This is a genomic window from Kitasatospora sp. NPDC056181 (genome assembly GCF_042266225.1).
Lineage (GTDB): Bacteria > Actinomycetota > Actinomycetes > Streptomycetales > Streptomycetaceae > Kitasatospora.
The window spans coordinates 1-20,191 of record NZ_JBHJUK010000056.1; the positions used below are offsets into that span (position 1 = coordinate 1).

Here is a 20,191-nt window from a genome sequence, read left to right on the forward strand (position 1 = left end):
GCCTGGGTCCGCACCGCGGGCCGGTGGCACTCCGGCCTCGTCACCGCCCGCCGCCGCCCCGGCCCCGGACCGTGGATCGCCCACGTGCGCTGGGGCGAGGACGCACAGGCCGCCTGGGTGATCGCCGACACCGCAGTGCTGCAGCCCGTTCCGGCCGACACCACGCCCGCCCGGCCCGGCGAGCAGGGCCCGGCACCGGCCGCGGCCGCCCCCGATCGGGAGGCCCGGTGACCGGCCTCGAAGCCGTCCGCAACCAGGCACACGTCGACAGCATCGAACGGCTCGCCGCCCTGCTGGACGCCACCTCCCCGGCGACCCGCGCCCAGCAGGCCCGGGCCACCGTCCTGCCGGTCCTGGAACCGCTCGCCCCGCTGCTCCCGCACGGAGGCGGGGACGGGTGGGGGGCGGGTGGGCGGGTGGGCGGGTGACTGTGACCGTGACCGGGCGGGGGTCGGCAGTCCGGGCGCGCAGCGCGGAGTTGTGGATTGCCGGACTCGGGTGGCGGGCTCAGCCCGGTGGCCGATTCCGACGGAACGGCCGAAGTTCCGGGGAGCGTGTCAGTGGCCGCGTCGGTGTAGTCGCGGGTGCGCGGCACGGGGGCTCCAGGGAGGCAGAGCGCCCGGGCGATCGGTGGTGAGCATTGGTGCCCGATTGCGTCCCTGGGGCGGCTGATCCTGTATGGATCGGCGGGGAGCCGCGGTCGAAAATAGGCGCAGGTTAACGGATATGACGGGGAATCGCATTTATGGCCTGCGCGGCTACCACTGTCCGTGTCCTGCCCACTACTGTCGCGGTTTGCGGGCCCCGGCAGCCGGTCGTCCAAAACTGCATGCCGGGGCACCGCCTTCCCTCGCCACGTCGTTTGAGGAGGACAGATGTCCGCGCTCCGCAGCAAGTCCGCCAGTACACCGGTACCGCCGGACGGTGGGACCGACCGTAACATCCCGCGTTCGGCGGGTCTCCAAACCACGGGCCGCCGCTTGACCGTTGACCTGGTGGTGAACATCCGGCTCAACGGCGCCAACGCGGCGCTGGCCGCGCCGCTGCTGCTTGCACCCACGGTCGACGGCGTGCCCCCGGCCCTGGCCCTGCTTGGTCTTCTGCCCTGGCTGAGCGGCTCCTACCTGCGGCTGGGCACCACAGCCCGGCTGTGAGCGGCCGGGCCGCCGTACCGGATCCCCTCCGATACGGCGGCCCGACCCCGGCCCGCCGGCTGCCCGCCGGAGTGTTTCCCCCGCACCATCCGCGGGGCGTTACGACCCCACAGATGCCCGCGCGCCGCGCGCCCCGTCCCGGGACGCGGCCGGGCCAGGAGACCCACCACGATGACGATGAACCTGACCTGCCGACGGTGCAACGCGACCTTCCCGCGCCCCCGCAACCGCGGCCGGACCCCCCAGTACTGCACCGAGGAATGCCGCCGTGCGGGCACCAGCACCAGCCGCAGGGACAAGAAGCTGGGCAAGCTGGTGCTCACCCGGGACGCGGGAGCGGCAGGCGCCTCCCGCGCCGTCGCCGAACGAGGCGAGGAGATCGACCGCCTGACCCGCATGCGCCAGCCCCTGAGGGTGCTCGCGCAGATCACGCTGATCGAGCAGGACCTGGAAGACCTCAAAGCGCACGCGGTCCGCCAAGCCCGCCACCAGAAGCACTCCTGGGAGGTGATCGGCGGCACGCTCCACATGACCCCGAAGGCCGCCGGGCGCCGCTACACCGAGGAGTACCTGCGCCGCCGACGCTCCGCGCGAATCCTGCGAACACGCTCCCAGCAGCCCGCCTTCCGCCTGGCGATCGAGGCCAGCCTCGCGGCGGTCTTCGCCCACCCCGCAGCCGTCGAGAGCCAGGACCACGAAGGCGCCGCAGGCGAGCCCGACACCGACGACCCGGCACCCGAGGACGACGCGCCACCGGGCCGCGGAACCGAACGCCGCGACACTGCCCAGCTCTCCCGGGCCCTGTCCCACCTCCACCGGACCTCGGGCGCCACCATCAAGACGATGTCGAAGGCCGCCGACGTGTCCCCCTCCTACATCTGCCGGGTCCTGTCCGGGCACAAGATGCCCTCCTGGCCCGTCACCCGCGCCATGACCACGACCTGCCGCGGCAACCCCGACGACCTGCGCATCCTGTGGGAGACCGCCCGAGGCGCCCGCCCACAACCCCCCGTCATCCGCCGCAACGACACCCAGCTCCTCGCCGAGGCCCTGGCCACCCTGCGCTCGGCGCTGCGCGGACTGCACCTGGCCGCCTTCAGCCCGCCCCCCACCCTCATGTGCGAACGGGCCAACGGACCCCTCACCCCACGCGACGTCACCGGCCTCCTCGACGAGCAGACCGCCATCGCACCCGTACCCGACTGGCCCGTCATCGACAAGGTCGTCGACGCGCTCAACGCCGACGCCGACGTCGTACGCCCACTGTGGGAGCACGTCCAGGTGGCCCGGGACCCGTACTGGACTCCCGAACATGGCGCCTCCCACTCCACCGTGCCGGCCGTCTTCGGCTGACCCCCGCGCCGGCCGGGCGGTAGCCGCACCCAGCTGCCGCCCGGCCAGCGAACCCACCCGAAAGCCGCCCCGCCCCGGAGGGACACCATGCCCGCCACACCTCCCCGCGCCAGCACCTCCACCACCGAACCGCGCCCCGACCACACACTCGGCCTGCAAGCCCTCTACGACATCCACCGCCACCGCTACCTCGACTACGCCAACCTCCTCCTCGCCCCCGCCGACGCACAACTCGCACTGCGCGCAGCCCACGGCTACCTCGCAGACGAATGGCCCCACCTCCTCGGCACCGCAAACCCGGCCGCACACGCCTGGCAGGCCTTCCGCCACCGGGTATGCCTCCTGGCCAGCCCCGGCTCGCTACGCCCCGTGGCACACCTCGGTTCCCGCCAGCAGGACATCGTGCTCCTGCACTTCGCCCTCTCCGTCCCCGCAGAAGAGATCGCAGCCCTGACCGGCACCGAGGCGGCCGCCGTGCGCGCCGAGATCCTCGCGATCGCCCAGCCCAGTGGCGACTGACGGCCGGCTCGTGAACGGTGCTGTGCTGATCGCCTGGATCGGCTCCGCTTGTTGAGTCCCGGGGGCGTCGAGGCGCAGCGGTAATACAAGGCCGAGCGCGGCGGCACGGACTTGGAGATGGTCGGGCTTCGGACGGCCCGGGACAGGGCCGGACGTACGGGTGACGGGGACCGGCGGCCCGCTGGGAAACCTGGGTCTACGCGTCGCCGGCTGTGTGGTGTGTCAGGCGAAACGTGCCTGATACGCGGAGGTTCACCCGTGTGAGGGACTGTCATGGACAGTGTACGAGCGATCTACTGTCCTCGGGCGGCGGAGCCGGTCCGCCGCGGAATCGGGGGAGGGGATCACTGGTGTTCGTACGGCGCCTGCTGCTACCTGTGGTCATGGCGGTCACGATGATCGGTGGGATCACCGTCGCCAACGCTGCTCCTGCCCCGTCCGGCTGGCGGGCGACCCGGGCCCCGAAAAGCCAGGTGACGCCCGGGCAGATGCGTTCGGACCACGAGGCCGTGCCGCGCGGCTTCAGCAAGGCCGACGCCGACCGGGCCGAAACCCTGGAGGCCCGGCGGGACGCCGCTCCCGGCTGCCAGGTGTACTGGCCGGCGCCGTACGAGGTGTGCGGGGCGATCCGCGACAAGTACAACGAACTCGGCGGCCCGAACAGCTTCCTGTCCTTCCCGAAGTCCGACGAGCTCACCAACCCGGACGGGTCCGGCAAGCGCACCGAGTTCGTCAACGGCCCCATCTACTGGTCCCCGCAAGGCGGCGCCCACCCGGTGGTGAACCACTTCTTCGCGGCCTGGGCCCGCAACGGCTACGAGGCCGGCCCGCTCGGCTACCCCACCTCCGACGAGGCCGTGAACCCGGACGGCATCGGCCGGCGCCAGTACTTCGAGCACGGCACCGTCTACTGGAAGCTCAACGAGGCCTACGCGGTGCTCGGCGCCATCCGCGACAAGTGGGGCGAGGCGGGCTGGGAGGGCGGTTACCTCGGCTACCCGGTCAGCGACGAGTTCGGCACCCCGGACGGCATCGGACGGGCCACCCGCTTCGAGCACGGGATGATCTACTGGACCGGCGCCTACGGCGCGCACCCGGTCAGCGGGGGGCTGCTCGACAAGTGGTCCCTGTCCGGCTACGAACGCGGCCCGTACGGCTATCCCGTCGCCGACCAGCGGCCCCGTGGTTCCTCCTGGGACCAGGACTTCCAGTTTGGCACCATGGGCTTTCCCACCGACCCGGCGGCCGCGTCGGATCCCGAGGGCGGGGATGCGGAACCCACCGTCGACGACACCAGGCCGGTGACCTGGCCGGAATTCGCCGCGGACGCCCGGCTCGGCGAGGGCGCGCCGATCACACAGGACAAGGCGATCAGCCTGGCCCCGTGCACGAGCGGAAGGTCCTGCATCCAGGAGACGGCCGCCTCCGCGCCGCGCGCCGCAGAGGACGACGATCCGGTCATCGACGGGCCGGACGACCAGGCCTCCTTCGTTCCCGGCTGGTGCACCTACGCCCCCTGGGACGGAGTGTGGCGGGCCACCAGGAAGAACGCCTGTTCGGTGGAGCGCGGCACAGTCGTCGTCTACGACACCAAGGGTTCTCAGGTGGGAGCGATCCCCTTCGTCGTGAAGACGGGCATCCTGAGTTCGCACAGGTCCGGGGAGATGAACCAGGAACTGCGAGTGGAGTTCGGCGAGTTCACCGGCACCGTCGGTACCCCGACCTTTCAGTACCAGCCGGACTACGCCGGCCACGGCACCGACGCCTACAGCATCGACGGCCCGGCCAGCGGGAAGGTGCTCAAGCCCAAGGAGACCAAGGTGGTCATCCTCAAGTGGAAGGAGCAGTCCGCGGCGGACCAAGCCGTGTGGAACACCGACTTGAAGATCGTCTGGAGTCTCGGAAACCTCTCACCGGACGTCACGCCCACCACCGAGGCCACCGTGCGGTATACGGGGTTCCGCTGCGATTCCACCCTGAAGGCCAGCAGGGCCGGATACCGGCAAGGCTGTGTGGTCCCCTACGTCACCCCCCAACTCGAACTGACCGGATCGATCCCGGAGCAAACCGGACATGTCCAGGAGGCCATCCGGTCCGGACTGCCCGGCGCCGTCGGGCGTCCGCTGCACCGCCTGGCCGAAAAGAGGAGGCGGGACTTCAACCGCCAAACGTCCTGCCCCGGGAAGGGCAAGGTGCGCGACGGCCGGCGTCTTCCGGACAGGGAATGCGACGAGTACCCCTTCGCCTCCACCTACGAGGGCGCAGCCCTCACGAACGGCCCCGGCCGGACCGTCCACGAGAACTGCCACATCCCGGACCTGACGATCATCACCGCACCGACCGGATACAGCGTCTGCATGATCGACGGAAAGCAGAACTCCGCAGGCGGCAATCTGCTCGGCCTCCTCTACGGCAACCAGCGGATCATCGATCAGGACGCCTTCACCGTCAGCGCCTCCGGCGGCACGCCACCACCCAAGCCCTGATCGACAGCGCCGGCCTGGCGGCCGCACCCACGGTCGTGACGTGCCGTGCGCGCAGTTCAGCCTTGAGGCCGGCCCCGGTGACCCGGTCCTCCAAGCCGGCGTTCTCACCCATCGGCTCGGCGACCTGCCCCTTGAGTCTGGTGCCGATTTGCCGCAGCCGCTTCTCGGACCCCGGGCCCTGCTTGGTCTCGGTGCGGACACGGTCGTGGAGCTCTGGCCGACGGTGCTGGGGGAGCGTAGGGAAAGGCAGAGGGACTGGCGACGGCTGGAAACCGGGAACGATCTGACAGTGGGGCACACTGCGCTCGCCAGTCCCATCCTTTCCGCGGCGGCGACTGTGAGCGGTCTGGCGGATCCGTTGGATGAAGCGCAGCAGCTTTCGTGGACACGGACCTCGGGCTCAGGAGGGTCATCAACCGGCGGGTGGCGCGGACCGGGCAGGCGCGGAGGATCTCGGTGGTGGCCGGTGCGGAGGGCGGCCAAGCCGACCGGTACAACCGGCCACCCTCCGCGTGACCTGATGGATGGTGGCGAGTGAGGCTGGGAAGCCCTGGCAGTCAGGGAACCTGGTCGTAGCTGACGGTGGCGGTCGGGCAGGATTCGGCAAGCCGGGAGAGTGCCTCGTGCTCGCCGGCGTCGGCAGTCAGCCGCCAGCGGAGCTTGTCGGCCACCCAGTCGACGGTGTACTTGCACCGGTCGTCCGGCACGGGAAGCCAGTCCGCCGGATCCTTGTCCGCCTTGGAGCGGTTGGAGCTCCCGGAGACCGCGATCAGGCTGTTCGGCGCGCCCTGGTCGTTGGCGTACGCTTCACGGCGCGCCGCCGTCCAGGTGGCCGCCCCCGAGTCCCATGCCTCGGCGAGCGGGACCATGTGGTCGACGTCCAGGTCCTTCGCCGAAGTGATCCACTTCTGGTCGTACTCCGACCACCACCGTCCGCCCGTCAGCACGCACTTCGGCCCGATCTCGGGTGCCTCCAGCGCCTCGGACAGGATGACCTCCTTGCGGGTGTCGCAGCCGTCCGTGGGGTTGAGGCCCTTGTTCCAGTGCTTGAACTGCTCTCGGCTGTAGCCGTCCCGTGTGCCTTCCGGAGCCTCCTCGATCCAGGACAGTGCCTGGAACAGTGGCACGTTCGCCGCGGAGGAGGGGGCAATGCGAGGGGTGGCCGCGGTCGAACGGGCTTGGGCCGCCCACGCGGGCGCGGGAGCGGCGGAGGCAGGGGCGGCGAGGCTGACAACGGCCAGGGCGAGCACGGGCGCGGCCCGCAGCAGGTGCTTGATCACGCATCGGGTCTACCAGGCCCGGCCCGCGGCGCACGGCAGCGTTGTCCGCGCTCTCACCCGGCTGGGGGACGGCTTTCACTGCAGAACCGGTTCGCCTGCCCGTCGCTTGGACTCCCCGTTTCGCCGTTCCGGGCGGAGCGAACGTGGTCGCCGCAATCCGCCTGCTGCGCCGCCGCCCGGCTGCGGCTGCTGCCGGGCCCGACCGAAGGCCGCGACCGAGTAGGCCGGTCGGCCCGACTATCACGCGGTGGCCGGGCCCGAGCGGCGGCAGCAGACCCACCCACGATGTATGCGCACCTAATGCGGTCATCCTGCTATGCATGTGCGATTAATACTGCTGCGCTACATGAGATGTTCTATGCTATCTTTCTTGCGTGGAGGTATGTGATGAGTGAGATCTTTGCGGCGGTCGACGCATTGCTGGCCAAGGCGAGGGACGGCGGGGATCTGCCGGAACCCGTCGAGCGGGAGCGGCTGCGCAAGGCGGCCGGCCTGACCCAGGTCGAGGTGGCGGCGGCCCTGGACACCCGGCGGGAGACCTTCGCCAAGTGGGAGGCCGGTACCGCCCAGCCCCGGGCCCCGAGGCGCGGCGCGTACGCCTTCCTGCTCGCGGGCCTGGCCGACATCCACGGCACCCGGGGTCCGGACGGCTGGCTCACCCTCGCCCGCCAGGCCCGCCCCCTCGGCATCGACACCAGCACCGACACCACGGAAGGAGAGTGAGAGTCTGATGGACCGCAAGACGTACACCGCGAAGGTCGCCGAGCTGCGCCCGCTGCGCGAGGAGATCGGCAAGGCCGAGAAGACGGTCGTGGCCGCGCAGGCCGCGCTCGACAAGCTCAACCAGCAGCGCGCCCGCCGGATCAGCGAACTCGCGGGGTACGAGGGCGCCCAGGCGCCGGCCATCGCGAAGGCCTCCGGGCTGTCGGTCGGCGACGTCGTGCGGATCGCCCCGCTGCTGGACCCGACTCCGGCCGCCGTCCGGACCGCGAAGGTCGAGGACCAGGCCGCCACTGCTGTGCCCGCGCCCGTCGTGGTGCCGAAGGCGGAGCCGGTCGCCGAGCCCGCCGCGGTGGCCCCGGTCCTGACTCGCCCGGCCCCCGTCGTCGAGCAGCCGGCCCCCGCCGAGGTCGAGGACCAGGCCGTCGCCGAGCAGCCAGCCCCAGCCGCGCCAGCTATTGCCGTGCCGGTCGTCCCGGCAGCCTCGGTCGCTCCGGTCGCTGCCCCGGTGCCTCCGGTGGTCGAGGCCGGTCCGCGCGAGCTGCCGTCTCTCCCGGAGGGCCCGGCCGGTGCCCGGTTCGAGGCCGTCACCAGCGGCCTGGCCTCGAAGCGCCCGAACTTCGTCCAGCAGGCCCGCTCCACGGTGTTCCTGGACGCCGCGGCCGGGATGCTTGCGGTCCGCGACCAGGTCGTCCGGGTCGACCTCGGCGCCCGCACCCCGGGCGAGATCCTGGACGCCGTCCTGCACGCTGCGCCCGGTACCGAGCGGATCTACATCACCGCCGGCGCCCCGTGGCACGACGGTGCCGAGCGCTACAGCACGCTCAAGGACGCGGTCGCCGCGTGGCTGAACACCCCGAGCGAGCGGTGGACCACCGCCGTCGGCACGGGCCGGGACAGGCTGGCCGGGCACTTCGTCCACCAGCGCCAGCCGGTCGGCCGCTACGCCCCGGCCGCCGCGCCCGACAGCGGCACCACCGAGATCCGCAGCATGGGGGAGTGGTTCGACGCGGACGGCGCCGACGTCGTCACCTGCCGGGACGCGTTCCGGCTGCTGTGGCAGGCGCTGCGCCGGCACTGGGACGACGCGGTGTTGATGGGCTCGCCGTCGCAGACCGGCCGGGACCTGTGGTCGCGCACCATCCCGACCACCGGCAAGTGGGCGGGCGGCTTCCCGGTCCTGTCCGAGGAGCTGCGGGGTCTGCTGCACGCGACCGGTGGTCAGGGCCGCACCGAGCTAATCTTGCCGCCGCGGGTGCCGGAGCAGCTGCCCGCGCTGGTGGAGTACGACCGCACGTTCGCCTACGCGAAGCACCTGTGGAAGTCACCGGTCGGGACTTCGCGCCGGATCACCGCGGCCGCGTTCGCCGCCATGACCGAGCAGGAGCAGACCAAGGCCCTGATGTCCTGCTCGCACTGGAACGTGCGCGTCACCGTCCCGGCCGGGTGGAACCACGTCGGCCTGCTGCCCGCCCCGGTCACCGGGGACCGCGCCTGGGTCTACCCGGCCGAGCCCGGCGCCACCTTCACGACGTGGGCGGGCGGCGCGGAGGTCCACCTCGCGCTGTCCAACCACCTGATGCCGTGGCGGATCGAGATCCTCGGCGGCCTGCTCTTCGAGGACGGCAAACCGCTCGACGACTGGGGCAAGCGGCTGAAGTCCGCCTGGGCGGACCTGACCAACCTCTCGAAGCTGCACGGCGACGAGCGGCAGCGCACCGCCGCCTACCTCGCCAGCCGCGCCGTCCGGTCGGTGCTGCTGTTCGGCCTGGGCGGCTTCGCCCAGCGCCCGCGCCTGGTCTCCGGCACCACCCCGCTGGGCGAGGCGCTCCCGGCCGGGGTAGAGATCCTCGGCCAGGACGACCAGGTGGTCACCTGGCAGCGGCAGGCCGGGTTCTCCCGCGACCCGTACGCGCACCCCGAGTGGGCCGCCTACGTGTGGTCGGGGGCGCGGGCGGCGCTGCTGGACATGAAGTACCGCCAGGGCAAGGACGTCATCGGGTACGCCGGTGCCCTGCACGCCAAGCCCGGCACGGTCGTCTACTTCGGCACCGACGGCATCGCCCTGACCGAGCGCCAGCCCTGGCCCTACCGGGGCGAGGTGGGCGACTACCTGCTCAAGGGCCACCTCACCGGCCCCGTCGAGCACCCGACCAGCCAGGAGCAGTACCTCAAGCTGCGCGGCCTGGGCCGCGCCGAACTCGCCGCTAAGGGAACCGACCAGTGAGCCCGGCCGACCCGAACCAGCCGAACGAGGCCGCGAGGCTCACCCAGGAGCTGATCGACCAGGGCTACACCAAGCGCCAGGTCGCCAGGATGCTCGGCCGCGACGCCTCGCTCGTCTCCCAGTTCTTCACCAAGGGCAAGGGAAAGGCGTTCGTCGGCGCGCTGCGCCAGGTCGTCCGCGCGGTGCGCGGCGGCGAACGCGACACCGAGGCGCTCGGCGCCGTCGCCCAGGAGAACGTGGAGCGGCGCCGCACGAAGACCGGGCAGAAGGCCCGGGTGCGGGGCAAGGACGTCGTGGGTGAGGCGGGCGGCAGCATGGCCGGCCGGGCCGGGAAGCAGGCCATCAAGTCCGGCGCCTCCCACCTTGCCCCTGTGGTGCACGAGACCGGCCAGGCCGGCGGCCGCCTCGCCTTCACCGTCCGGATGAAGGCCGACCAGTACATCTACTCGGCCGGCTCGGAGAAGGACTCCGGCGGCATCCGGCGCGGGTTCATCCCCCGCTCCGACGGCACCGAGGAGCGCACCTACGGCTCCGCCTCCAGCGGCGGGTTCGACGCCGCCGAATGGTCCCAGCGCGTCGCCGACCACCACGGCGACGTCACCGAGGCCATGAAGGCATGGCTGGTGGACACCGGCCGCGCCGTCGAGGACGCCGACATCGCCTACCTCGAAGTCCGCGGCTGGATCCCTGAGGAGAACCGGTGAGCACCAGACGCACCCGCCACCGCAGCGCCGCGGAGCGAGAGGCACTGCGCCGCCAAGCCGTCGAGCTGACGGACACCGGCCACACGATCAGCCAGATCGCCTGGAACCTTCATGTCTCACCCGGCACCGCCCGCCGCCTCCTCGCCATCCCCACCCGAGAACCCCACGCGCCGGACCCCGACCGTCTGGCCTGGTTCACCGGCTCGGACGAGCAACTCGCCCTGCTGCGCCGTGCCGCCGAGGAACGCGGCGTGGTCCTCAACCCGGCCACACCGCCGGGCCAGGAGGACGCCGAGGAGCTGACCGACGAGCTCGCCGACATCCTCCTGGCCGAGGACTGCTTCGACGCCGACTGGGAGATCACGCCGTTCGGCGATCTGGTCGAGAGCCTGATCGACGCCCTCAACCGCTACGCCTACCCCGACTGAGCCTGCCCCTGGACAGCTCGCTGCTCGGTACCGTCTCAGCATCCGAAGGAGAAACACCGCCGTGGAGACCACCACCGCCACCGCCGAGCAGAAGGTGCCGGCCAGGCTGCGCACCCGGGCCCAGACGCCACTCCCGATGCAGCCTTCCGGCACCGTCGTGAACCCGTTGCCGCTGCACTGGTTCCAGAAGGAAGCCGTCGCGGCGGGGGTGCGTGAGGTCAAGGACGGCGGCCGGGTCACGATCGTGGCCGCGACCGGCTCGGGCAAGACACTGATCGCCGCCGGGTGCGCCCGGCGCTTGGCGGCCAAGGGCCGGGTGTTGGTGCTGGTGCCGACGATCGAGCTGTTGGAGCAGACCGCGGAGTCGTGGTCGCTGCGGGGCGGGCGTCGGGGCCTTGCGGTGGCGGCGTGCTCGCGCGAGGAGGCACTGGAGAGCGCGGAGGCCGGCGGCCGGATCGACGCGGCCGTGACCACCCAGGCCGCACGCATCGCCGACCTGGTCACCTCGGTGAAGCCCGGCGAGCCGGTCACCGTCTACGCCACCTACGCCAGCATGGAGCGCATCACCCAGGCCCACCAGCTGTACGGCCTGCCCGCCTGGGAGCTGGTGGTCATCGACGAGGCCCACCGCACCGCTGGCGCCGAGGGCAAGGCGTGGGGCGCCGTCCACGACGACGCGAAGATCCCCGCGAAACGCCGGGCCTACTTCACCGCCACCCCGCGCGTCGCCGACGACTCCACGGCCGAAGCCGGCCTGGACGACCTCACCGGAGAGACCCTGCCCGTGCTGGTCTCCATGACGGACACCAGCGTCTACGGCAAGATCGCGTACGAGTGGACGCTCGGCCAGGGCATCGAGCACGGCTACCTCGCCGACTACCGCGTCCTCGTGCCGGTCGTCACCGACGAGGACCTGCGCGAACTTCTCAACCTCCCGGCCATCGCGGACCTGCGATCCCAGCGCTCCAACGAGGAGCTGCTGCGCCTGGCCCTGCAGATCGCGGTGCTGCGCGCGGTCGCCGACCTCGGGCTCAGGAGGGTCATCACCTTCCACTCCCGGGTGTCCGCGGCACGGGAGTTCGCGAACACCCTGCTGGACGCCTCTGAGCTGCTGCCCGATGCGGACCGTCCGGAGCGGATCTGGGCGAAGGCGGTGGCCGGCACCGACCGGCTCAAGGACCGCCGGGCCGCGTTCGCCGAGTTCAAGGCCCACACCGGCGAGGACGGCGAGGAGTGCGGCATCCTCGCCAACGCCCGCCTCCTGTCGGAAGGAATCGACGTCCGTGCCGTGGACGCGGTGTGCTTCGCGGACCCGAAGTCGTCGGTCATCGACATCGTCCAGGCCGTCGGCCGGGCGCTGCGCCAGTCTTACCAGCAGGGCAAGGTGTCCTGGGTCATCATCCCGGTCTACCTGCCGACACCGGAGGTCGGCGACGACACCGCGGCCGCCGATCCGGCTGAGGTCCACGACGCCGGTGAGGCGGTGAAGGCCGAGGCCGACGCCGAGATCGAGGCCTCCTCCTTCCGCACCATCTGGCGGGTCCTGCGCGCCCTGGCGGCGCACGACGCCCGGGTGGTCGGCCGGATCACCGAGCTGCGCGCTGGCCGCTCGCAGGGCACCGCGCACACCATCGCGGCCAAGCCGGCCGAGGGCGAGGCCGCCGAGGCCGGGGAGGGCGAGCAGCGGCCGGTCCCGGTGGAGTCGCCGGTCGAGTGGCTGCGGATCAACGCGAGGCAGCATGCGGCGCGGATCCTCCAAACCGTGAAGCTGCGGGCGTTCAACCCGCGTGCAGTCGAGTGGCAGCGGATGCACGCCGTCGCAGCCAGGTTCCACATCGAGCACGGCCACCTCGACCCCACCGACAAGACGAAGCACGCCGAGCTGATCTCCTGGCTCACCCGCCAGCGCCACCTCCACGGCCAGGGCCTGCTCGACCCCGCCCGGGTCAGCGAGCTGGACGCGCTCGGCATGATCTGGTCGAAGAACGCCAACGCCTGGGAACGCGGCCACGCCTACGCCGCCGCCTTCCACCACCAGCACGGCCACCTCGCGATCCCGGCGACCGCGAAGCTCGACGACTACGCGGTCGGCGCGTGGATGCGCCGCCAGCGCAAGGCCGACAACCTCACCAAGTACCAGGTCACCAAGCTCGACGCGCTGGACGAGCTGTGGCGCCTGGAGCCGGACTGGAACCGCTCCTACCGCCGCCTGCTCGTCTACCTCGCAGCCGGCGGCACCCTGGACGGCCCGGCAAACCGCACCGGCCTGGGCGACGACTTGGCGTTCCGGCCCGGTACCTGGCTGCGCAAGCAGGCGACGGCCCGCACCGGCGGGAAGCTGACCGACCACCAGGCCGCGCTCCTGGACGCGCTCCACCGGCACGCCGAGACCGTCACCGGCTGACCCGACCACGACTGCACGGCCATCCACTGCGAGCTGGCCTGCCCCGGACCGGCCCGGCGGGAAGTCTCCGGGACCAGGTCGAACGGTCGTCGCCGAACTGCACCCCGCACACCTTGGCGGATCGAGAAGATGCGGGGCCGGCAGCTGCGCGAGCGAGGCCTGGCCGAACCCTTGGTCGGTGCACGTCAGCCTCGCGCAGGCCGGCGGCCAGCTGGAGGTCGACGCGGGCGGGCCAGAGTGCGCCCGGCGCGTACGGGTTCCTGGCACCCCAGAGGCCGGTGGTCCGGTCCACGGCTGCGCTTCCTTCCGTCACCCCGCAGGTCGGGACATGTCCCCGCCCGGTGGCGCTGGGAACCTTCAGCAGGTCACTGGCACAGGCTTCCCGGCCTCTTCGAGCCGGCCGCCGAGTCCCACCAGGCGGTTGCGTCCCATGGCCTCGCGCGCCCGGGGGAACCAGTGCACAGTCAGGCGGGCAACAGGTGTGCCGCAGGTCACGGGGCCTTGGTATCGGCCGCGGGCGGCTCGGGTTCCTCGTCTTCCCCGCCGACGTCGTCGGCCTTGGCCCGGACGTCCTTCGGGGTGGGCGCCGTGACGCCGCGCTCCTCCGCCGACCGCTCCCGTGCCGTGCTGTTGTCGTCCCGCGAGGCGTCGCTCGCCTCGGGAGTGCGTGTGTCATCCGTGCTCATGGCATCGTCCTTTCTCGTCTGGTCGGGTGGCGGATCCGGTGCACTCCGGCGTTCCCGCGCGGGTGCCTGGTGGGTGCAGAGGCCCGCGTCAGAGCGCTCGGGGGCCGGGGCTGTCAGTGGCCGAGGGCGCTGGCGAGCTGCTTCTTGTTCATCTTCGAGCGGCCGTGGATGTTGCGTTGCTTGGCCTCGTTGTACAGCTGGTCGAACGTCGGCCCCTCGGAGCCGGAGTGCGAGCGCTGTCCGCCTCGCCGGGAGGAGGACATGTCGTGGGTGGAGGAGCGGGAGGCGGTCTTCGACTCGCCGTGCCGGGCCCGTTCCTTGTTCACCGTTCGGGCCGCGATCTCCTTGGCCCGCTCCTCGCTCTCCCCGCGCTCCAGCGCGCTGTCCTTGATGTGCTCGTACTGTCGCTCACGCTTCTTGCTCGAACCGGCAGGCATGGCTCCTCCTTCTCGCGGGTGCGCCGCATCGTCTACCCGGAACGTAGGACGCGACTCGTGCGCATGCCCCCACAGATGCGTCGGCAGGTGCTGCCGGCCCCGGCCCGATCCGGCGCACGGCGCGTCCGATCACTTGCGGGACAGGCGCTTCCCGGCCTCGGGACAGCCGCCGCGGACGTGACCGCGATCGGCCTCCGATCGGGTGAGGCGCCTTCACCGGTGCTCGTACCGCCCACCTGTCCGGGGAACCACTGCCCGATGGGCGGGACGAACCCGGCCGGAAACGAAAGCCAGCGAGAGGCGGACGTGTCATGGGACACGGCGGAAACGTGATCGAGGAACTCATGACGGACCACCGGGAGGTGGAGGAGATGTTCGCCCGGATCCAGGCGATGACCGGACAGGGCCAGCAGCTGCGCGGCGTAGTGGACGAGGTCACCATCGAGCTGGTCCGCCACTCCGTCGCCGAGGAGCAGTACCTCTACCCGGCGGTGCGCCAGCACGTCCAGGGCGGCGACCGGCTCGCGGACAAGGAGATCGCCGACCACGGCCGGGTCGAGGACATCCTGAAGCAGCTGGAAAGGACGAGGACCGATGATCCGCAGATGAGCCCACTGCTGCAGCAGCTCATGGACGAGGTTGCCGCCCACGTCCAGGACGAGGAGAACAACCTGTTCCCCATGTTGCGCCGGGCCTGTACCGCCGAGCAGCTGGACGACCTCGGGGACAAGATCCGCAGGGCCAAGACCATGGCACCCACCCGCCCGCACCCCGCCGCCCCCACGGCGAGCAAACTGCTCGCGCCGGGTGTCGGTCTGGTCGACCGGGCCCGCGACTTCGTCACCGGCCGCGGCAAGTCCTGAACCACCCCCGCCACGGACGGGCGACTGCGGGACCCGGGGCCGGACCGCACACGGACGGCTCGGCCCCGGAGCCCGGTCGGGCAGGCGTGATGCGGGTCATGCCCCGGCGGCGAGAAGCCGCCTAGACTGGTCGGCCACGAGCGGGGCAGCGCGGCTCCGCACCTGACAGCTCGCTTCCCCGAACCACCGGACACGGACGAGCACAGTCCCGAGGGATCGATCGCCGTGCCCGACCTGACACCCGTCATTGCCGCCTGCGCACGGTGGCTCCTGACCGCCTACTCACCACCCGAAGGTGCCTTCAGCCGCGCCCTCGTCGAAGCTCAGGCCCGGCAGGCCACCACCCTCGCCGCCGCCCTTCGCTACCCCACCGCCATGGACGTCCGACTCCTGGACCTGCTGGGCCCCGGCGGAGCCGAGGGGCTCGACTGGCTCACCGGCTTCGCCCCCCACCCCGACGACGACGCCTGGCGTACCTGGGTCGACGAGACCGTGGTCAGCTGGGCCGCCTGCCTGCTCGCTGACCCCGTCCTCGCCGCGCACGCCCACCGGGCGCTCGCCGCAACCGAGCACCACGCCGCAGCCGGCGCCCTGGAACGCCTCACCGGCCCCGGTACCTACGACACCAATGCCGCCGCCCTGCTGCGCCATCCCGACCTCCTCGAACCCGTCGCCCGCCTGCACCGGGTACGCCTCGTGGAACGCCTGAACATTGCGGGCGCCGGCATGGCATGAGGCTGCGGCTGGGCTCCCCGCTGAGACGGGAGAGGCAGCCCGGACCGGCTGAGGGCAGACGAGCCGGTCGCTGTCACCAGCGGGGTGAACGGAGCCGGGGCCCTACGGTGCGCACGACGGCGGTGTGCCTGTGCGGACAGACACGACGGGCGTGACCGGCACGGCCGAGAGCTGCCACGAGACGCGTCCACCCATGACGGTGGTGACGATGAGCGACCAGGACGCACCACAGAACCCGGCCGAGCGCTACCACCGCCCGCCACTGCCCGAACAGAGCCAGCCGCATCCCGGCGTGGGGAGCAGATGCGGCCCGGGTCAGATTCAGAACGCCGCGCGCAACGCCGGCAGCAGGGTGCTCTCGGCCCACTCAAGGTACGCGGGCTGGCTGTCGCCGCCGACCTGGACCAGAGCGACCTCGCCGAAGCCCGCGTCGACGAACGGCCGGACCGCTTCGACGAAGTCCTCGATCCGGTCGCCGCAAGGAACGGCCTCGGCGACGTCCTCCGGGCGGACGAAGCGGCTCGCAGCGGCGAATCCCGCCGTCCCGGGCAGCTCGGCATTGACCTTCCAGCCACCGCCGAACCAGCGGAACTGCTCGTGGGCCCGTCGTACGGCGGTGCCCCGGTCGCCGTCCCAGCACACCGGCAGCTGGCCCACCGCCGGTTTCCCGGCTCCGCGGTGCTCGGCGAAGCCGGTGATCAGCGCCGGGTCCGGCTCGACGGCGATCACCAGGTCGGCCAGTCGGCCGGCAAGTTCGCAGGAGTCCGGCCCGGACACCGCCATCCCGATCGGCGGCGGCCGGTCGGGAAGATCCCACAGCCGGGCGCCCTCGACGTCGAAGTACCGGCCCCGGCGGGTCACGTACCCGCCGTCGAACAGCGCCCGGACGATCTGGACCGCCTCGGCGAGCATCGCCTGTCGCACCGGCACCGCGGGCCAGCCCCGGCCGATCACGTGCTCGTTGAGGTTCTCCCCGCTGCCCAGACCGAGCCGGAAGCGGCCATCGGACAGCAACTGCACCGTGGCGGCCTTCTGCGCCACCACGGCTGGGTGGTAGCGGAAAGTCGGGCAGGTCACGTAGGTCATGAGCGGGATCCGGGAGGTGGCCTGCGCGGCGGCGCCTAGCACCGACCACGCATACGGGGCGTGACCCTGCTCGTCCAGCCAGGGGAAGGAGTGGTCCGAGATCACCGAGAAGTCGAAACCGGCCTGCTCGGCGCGCACCACGTCCGCAACCAGCCCGCGTGGATCACGCTGCTCGGTCATCATCGTGTATCCGATCTGCACCATGACCCACGCCTGCCCCGATCACAGCATCCCTCACACCGAGCGGCGCATCCCCATACGACTGACCCGACACGGTACTGGTCGTCCGGCCCGCCGCCACAGGCGCCCCGACGAGGAGCAGCGCCGTTGTTTCCGGCCAAGCGTGAGGGAAACACGCCCGGATGACCCCCTGAGTCGGGAGCACAACGCCATGACAAAGAGTCCTGTCCGCACACGGTGCGGCCCAGCGCGCGGCCGAACGCGTCGACGCCTCGGCCGGGTGCCGGCTGCCGGGGCCGGAGCACCGCGGTGAGCGGCCGGGACGACGCCCTCAAGTTCGGCGTCGAGGAGGAGTTCCTGCTGGTCGATCCGGCCACACGGTTCACCGTCCCCCGTGCCCACCTCGTGGTGCCGCACGCCGCCCGGAGGCTTGGCGTCCGGGCTCAGCACGAGTTCCTGGCCACTCAGGTCGAGACATGCACGCGCCCGGTCACGACCGCTGCTGCCCTGCACTCGGAGCTGGCGGCCGCGCGCCAGGCCATGGCCGCCGCGGCCGAGAACGCCGGGTGCCTTCTGGTGGCCTCCGGCACTGCGGTCCTGCCCAGCAAGCACCCACTGCCGCTCACGCCCACCGGCCGTTACCGGCGCATCGCCGCGCACGTGGGCGGCGCCGCCCACCAGATGGGCGGCGAGATCTGCGGCTGCCACGTCCACCTCGGAGACCTTGACCGGGCCGAAGCCCTGGCGATCAGCATGCACATGCGGCCTTGGCTGCCGGTCCTGCAGGCGCTGTGCGTGAACTCGCCGTTCTGCGAGGGCCGGGATCGCGGCGCCGCGAGCACCCGCGCCGGCCGCTACCTGGCGTGGCCCACCTGCGGGCCCGCCCCGGTTCTGGACCCGAGCGGGTACGAGCGGACGCTGGAGCGGCTGATCGCCCATCACGTGATCCTCGATCGGAAGATGCTGTACTGGTACGCCCGGCCGTCCGCGCACCTGCCCACCCTGGAGGTGAGGATCGCCGACAGCAATGCGGACGTCGACATTCCGCTCCTGCTGGCCGTCCTTCTGCGCGGGCTCGCCCACACCTTCCTGGCCGCCCATCGCAGCGGCATCCCGCCGCCGCGCATGGCCTCGGCGGTTCTGCAGGAAGCCCATCGGCAGGCTGTGCTCGGCGGCTTGACCAGCACTGGCACGGACCCGTCCGCCGGACACCGGCTGCCGATGTCACGGCTCGTCGCCGACCTGCTCAAGCTGGCGACTCCCGCTCTGGCCGGAACAGGCGACCTGGAAGTCGCACGGCTGCTTGCCCATCATCGGCTGACCTGCGGTACGGGCAGCGACCGGCAACGGAACGTCTTCGGCCGTTGCGGCTCACTGAGCGACGTCGTCGACGATCTCGCCCGCCGCACGGCCGACACCGGACTGAAACTCTGGTCCTCGCTGCCCGCCCCGGGACCTCGCCGGCTCGACAGCGTCGCGGCCTTGTTCTGACCGACGCTTGGCAGCGAGCCGACATGACAGAGCACGCGCCAGGCCTGCCGTTGGCGGACCGCTCAGCCGCCCGCGGCCGGCAGCGCGAGTCGGCGCACCCGACCATCCTTCAGCTCGACGTCGACAGCCAGCACAGGATGGAGCCAGCGCAGCATCGACCGCGTGCCAGGATGCGGCGCGCGAATCCGCCCGGCAACGAGCGATCCGAGCTGGGCCCGTTGCTGCTCGGAAAGCTCCCCGGTCACCAGCCGCCGACCGTCGACGAGCACCACCAGAAACCGCTCCGGCTCGCCCGGTTCGCCGAACGCCCCGATCACCCAGCCTCTCACCGCATCCGTCCGGACGCCGCTCCAGCGCGGACGGCACGAGCATCAGCGGACTCCCTCTGGTAGACGAGGTGCGATCCCCCGAGCATGCCACCGGCACCAGCGGACGCGATCCCCGTGACGAGCAGCTGCCGGATGACCTGCCCCCAGGCACTCACTCACATGTGCTGGTCCCCGATCGTGCGCTGCAACCTGGCCTGCCCGCAGTGCCTCGACGACAAGATCGTGCGCGAGACCACCGCGGCCGAGCGGCTCGCCCTCGCCGCCCACATTGCCGCTTCGGGCATCCTCGGCGTGGACGCCTCGGTCCAGCGCCGACAGCATCAAGGCATCCATGGACCGGTCCTCGGCGGGCCTCTCTCCTCCTGAACACCAGGACATAGGCATACCGACACTGACACCTCAAGGCACCCCGACCTGCCGGCCCCGGCGCGGGGGCGGCCATCCTCCCGGCCGAACTTCCTACCCGCTGCCCCCGCCCGCAGCACCGGGCTGGCCGCCTGCTCGCCGACTGCGGTGTCCGTGGGGTAGTGCTCGATCCACTCGTCCTCGACGACCCGTACGCCCGCGTGGCGCACCGACTGGCTGGGGCGGGTGTGTCAGCGGTGCGCTCAGGGTCCGCTGCGCGGGCGGGGTTCCGCGAACCGCGCGCCGGCCCGGTCCCCGAGGGCGGTTGTCCACGTCGGCAGGCTGGACTGCTCCGCCGCGCGGGACCCCTGAACGTCGTGGCGGGGCCGGTTTCCGGCGGCGGGCAGGGCCCGGGCGACCAAGCCGAGCAGCCGCGCGGTGGTGGCGGGCGCGAGCCCCTGCAGGCGGACGCCGACCTTGGCCGCGGGGGTGAGGACCAGTTCGGGGCGGCGACGCTCGGCGGCCCGGACGATCGCGCGGGCGGCGCGTTCGGCGTTCATCGAGAGCAGCGGTGTGGAGGCCGCGGCGGCGAACCAGGCGTACTCGGCTCCGGGGCGGCCGTGGAAGCGTGCGGCGGTGTGCGATCCGGTGCGCACCAGGCCCGGCAGGACGGTGGTGACGCTGACACCCGTCCCCGCGAGTTCTGCGCGCAGGCCCTGGGAGAAGCCCGCGGCGGCGAATTTGGCGGCCGCGTACGGCATCAG

General features: G+C 72.0%; 20 protein-coding genes and 1 pseudogene. 15 read left to right on the forward strand and 6 right to left on the reverse strand.

Translation table 11 applies throughout. From position 1 onward, the window contains the following. The 6 genes and pseudogenes from ACFC1F_RS21525 to ACFC1F_RS21550 all read left to right on the forward strand — a co-directional run. Positions 1-231, forward strand: a pseudogene (locus ACFC1F_RS21525) (hypothetical protein); the annotation flags it as partial. Further along, entirely contained in the window at positions 228-428 is a 201-nt protein-coding gene (locus ACFC1F_RS21530) for a hypothetical protein (RefSeq protein WP_376160383.1), read from the forward strand. The pseudogene ACFC1F_RS21525 and the gene ACFC1F_RS21530, both read left to right, overlap by 4 nt. A gap of 552 nt (positions 429-980) precedes the next feature. Continuing rightward, positions 981-1,154 (forward strand): hypothetical protein, encoded by a 174-nt coding sequence (locus tag ACFC1F_RS21535; RefSeq protein ID WP_376160385.1) that lies wholly within the window; start codon positions 981-983, stop codon positions 1,152-1,154. Between the two features lie 171 nt (positions 1,155-1,325). Beyond that, complete coding sequence (locus ACFC1F_RS21540; RefSeq protein WP_376160387.1) at positions 1,326-2,507, forward strand: hypothetical protein; 1,182 nt, start codon at positions 1,326-1,328, stop codon at positions 2,505-2,507. A gap of 87 nt (positions 2,508-2,594) precedes the next feature. Beyond that, positions 2,595-3,026 carry a hypothetical protein gene (locus ACFC1F_RS21545; RefSeq protein WP_376160389.1) on the forward strand — a complete coding sequence of 144 codons (432 nt, stop codon included), beginning with the start codon at positions 2,595-2,597 and terminating at the stop codon, positions 3,024-3,026. Positions 3,027-3,376: 350 nt separating this feature from the next. After that, positions 3,377-5,512, forward strand: a complete 2,136-nt coding sequence (locus tag ACFC1F_RS21550) for an LGFP repeat-containing protein (protein WP_376160391.1) — start codon at positions 3,377-3,379, stop codon at positions 5,510-5,512. A 557-nt stretch (positions 5,513-6,069) separates the two neighbouring features. Here ACFC1F_RS21550 and ACFC1F_RS21555 read toward each other — a convergent pair. Beyond that, a complete protein-coding gene (locus ACFC1F_RS21555; protein WP_376160393.1) occupies positions 6,070-6,792 on the reverse strand; it encodes an HNH endonuclease family protein in 723 nt (240 codons plus the stop codon). A 387-nt stretch (positions 6,793-7,179) separates the two neighbouring features. Here ACFC1F_RS21555 and ACFC1F_RS21560 point away from each other — a divergent pair, with 387 nt between their 5' ends. The 5 genes from ACFC1F_RS21560 to ACFC1F_RS21580 all read left to right on the forward strand — a co-directional run bounded on the left by ACFC1F_RS21560 (position 7,180) and on the right by ACFC1F_RS21580 (position 13,275). Next, entirely contained in the window at positions 7,180-7,515 is a 336-nt protein-coding gene (locus ACFC1F_RS21560) for a helix-turn-helix domain-containing protein (protein ID WP_376160394.1), read from the forward strand. 7 nt (positions 7,516-7,522) lie between these two features. Next, positions 7,523-9,739 carry a hypothetical protein gene (locus tag ACFC1F_RS21565; protein WP_376160396.1) on the forward strand — a complete coding sequence of 739 codons (2,217 nt, stop codon included), beginning with the start codon at positions 7,523-7,525 and terminating at the stop codon, positions 9,737-9,739. Continuing rightward, on the forward strand, positions 9,736-10,443 hold the full coding sequence (locus ACFC1F_RS21570) for a helix-turn-helix domain containing protein (protein WP_376160398.1): 708 nt from the start codon (positions 9,736-9,738) through the stop codon (positions 10,441-10,443). The genes ACFC1F_RS21565 and ACFC1F_RS21570 overlap by 4 nt, the downstream gene beginning before the upstream one ends. Next, complete coding sequence (locus ACFC1F_RS21575) at positions 10,440-10,871, forward strand: hypothetical protein (RefSeq protein WP_376160400.1); 432 nt, start codon at positions 10,440-10,442, stop codon at positions 10,869-10,871. Before ACFC1F_RS21570 ends, ACFC1F_RS21575 begins: the two co-directional genes overlap by 4 nt. 61 nt (positions 10,872-10,932) lie before the next feature. Beyond that, positions 10,933-13,275, forward strand: coding sequence for a Helicase associated domain protein (locus ACFC1F_RS21580; RefSeq protein WP_376160402.1), 2,343 nt, complete (start codon positions 10,933-10,935; stop codon positions 13,273-13,275). A 491-nt stretch (positions 13,276-13,766) separates the two neighbouring features. On the opposite strand, the gene ACFC1F_RS21585 is transcribed toward ACFC1F_RS21580, so the two are convergent. After that, positions 13,767-13,961: a hypothetical protein gene (locus tag ACFC1F_RS21585; RefSeq protein ID WP_376160404.1), complete on the reverse strand. Its 195-nt coding sequence runs from the start codon at positions 13,959-13,961 to the stop codon at positions 13,767-13,769. A gap of 113 nt (positions 13,962-14,074) precedes the next feature. After that, positions 14,075-14,398: a plasmid stabilization protein gene (locus tag ACFC1F_RS21590; protein ID WP_376160406.1), complete on the reverse strand. Its 324-nt coding sequence runs from the start codon at positions 14,396-14,398 to the stop codon at positions 14,075-14,077. A gap of 311 nt (positions 14,399-14,709) precedes the next feature. On the opposite strand from ACFC1F_RS21590, the gene ACFC1F_RS21595 reads away from it, so the two are divergent. Both ACFC1F_RS21595 and ACFC1F_RS21600 read left to right on the forward strand, forming a co-directional pair. After that, positions 14,710-15,261 (forward strand): hemerythrin domain-containing protein, encoded by a 552-nt coding sequence (locus ACFC1F_RS21595; protein ID WP_376160408.1) that lies wholly within the window; start codon positions 14,710-14,712, stop codon positions 15,259-15,261. 225 nt (positions 15,262-15,486) lie between these two features. Next, entirely contained in the window at positions 15,487-15,996 is a 510-nt protein-coding gene (locus tag ACFC1F_RS21600; protein WP_376160410.1) for a hypothetical protein, read from the forward strand. Positions 15,997-16,317: 321 nt separating this feature from the next. Here ACFC1F_RS21600 and ACFC1F_RS21605 read toward each other — a convergent pair whose 3' ends face one another. Continuing rightward, complete coding sequence (locus ACFC1F_RS21605; protein ID WP_376160412.1) at positions 16,318-17,286, reverse strand: LLM class F420-dependent oxidoreductase; 969 nt, start codon at positions 17,284-17,286, stop codon at positions 16,318-16,320. Between the two features lie 285 nt (positions 17,287-17,571). On the opposite strand from ACFC1F_RS21605, the gene ACFC1F_RS21610 reads away from it, so the two are divergent. Continuing rightward, positions 17,572-18,753 carry a YbdK family carboxylate-amine ligase gene (locus ACFC1F_RS21610; RefSeq protein ID WP_376160414.1) on the forward strand — a complete coding sequence of 394 codons (1,182 nt, stop codon included), beginning with the start codon at positions 17,572-17,574 and terminating at the stop codon, positions 18,751-18,753. A gap of 62 nt (positions 18,754-18,815) precedes the next feature. On the opposite strand, the gene ACFC1F_RS21615 is transcribed toward ACFC1F_RS21610, so the two are convergent. Further along, positions 18,816-19,070: a hypothetical protein gene (locus ACFC1F_RS21615; protein ID WP_376160416.1), complete on the reverse strand. Its 255-nt coding sequence runs from the start codon at positions 19,068-19,070 to the stop codon at positions 18,816-18,818. Between the two features lie 144 nt (positions 19,071-19,214). Here ACFC1F_RS21615 and ACFC1F_RS21620 point away from each other — a divergent pair, with 144 nt between their 5' ends. Next, positions 19,215-19,448, forward strand: coding sequence for a hypothetical protein (locus tag ACFC1F_RS21620; protein WP_376160418.1), 234 nt, complete (start codon positions 19,215-19,217; stop codon positions 19,446-19,448). Between the two features lie 242 nt (positions 19,449-19,690). Here ACFC1F_RS21620 and ACFC1F_RS21625 read toward each other — a convergent pair whose 3' ends face one another. After that, positions 19,691-20,188 carry an SDR family NAD(P)-dependent oxidoreductase gene (locus ACFC1F_RS21625; RefSeq protein WP_376160420.1) on the reverse strand — a complete coding sequence of 166 codons (498 nt, stop codon included), beginning with the start codon at positions 20,186-20,188 and terminating at the stop codon, positions 19,691-19,693. Positions 20,189-20,191 lie beyond the last annotated feature (3 nt).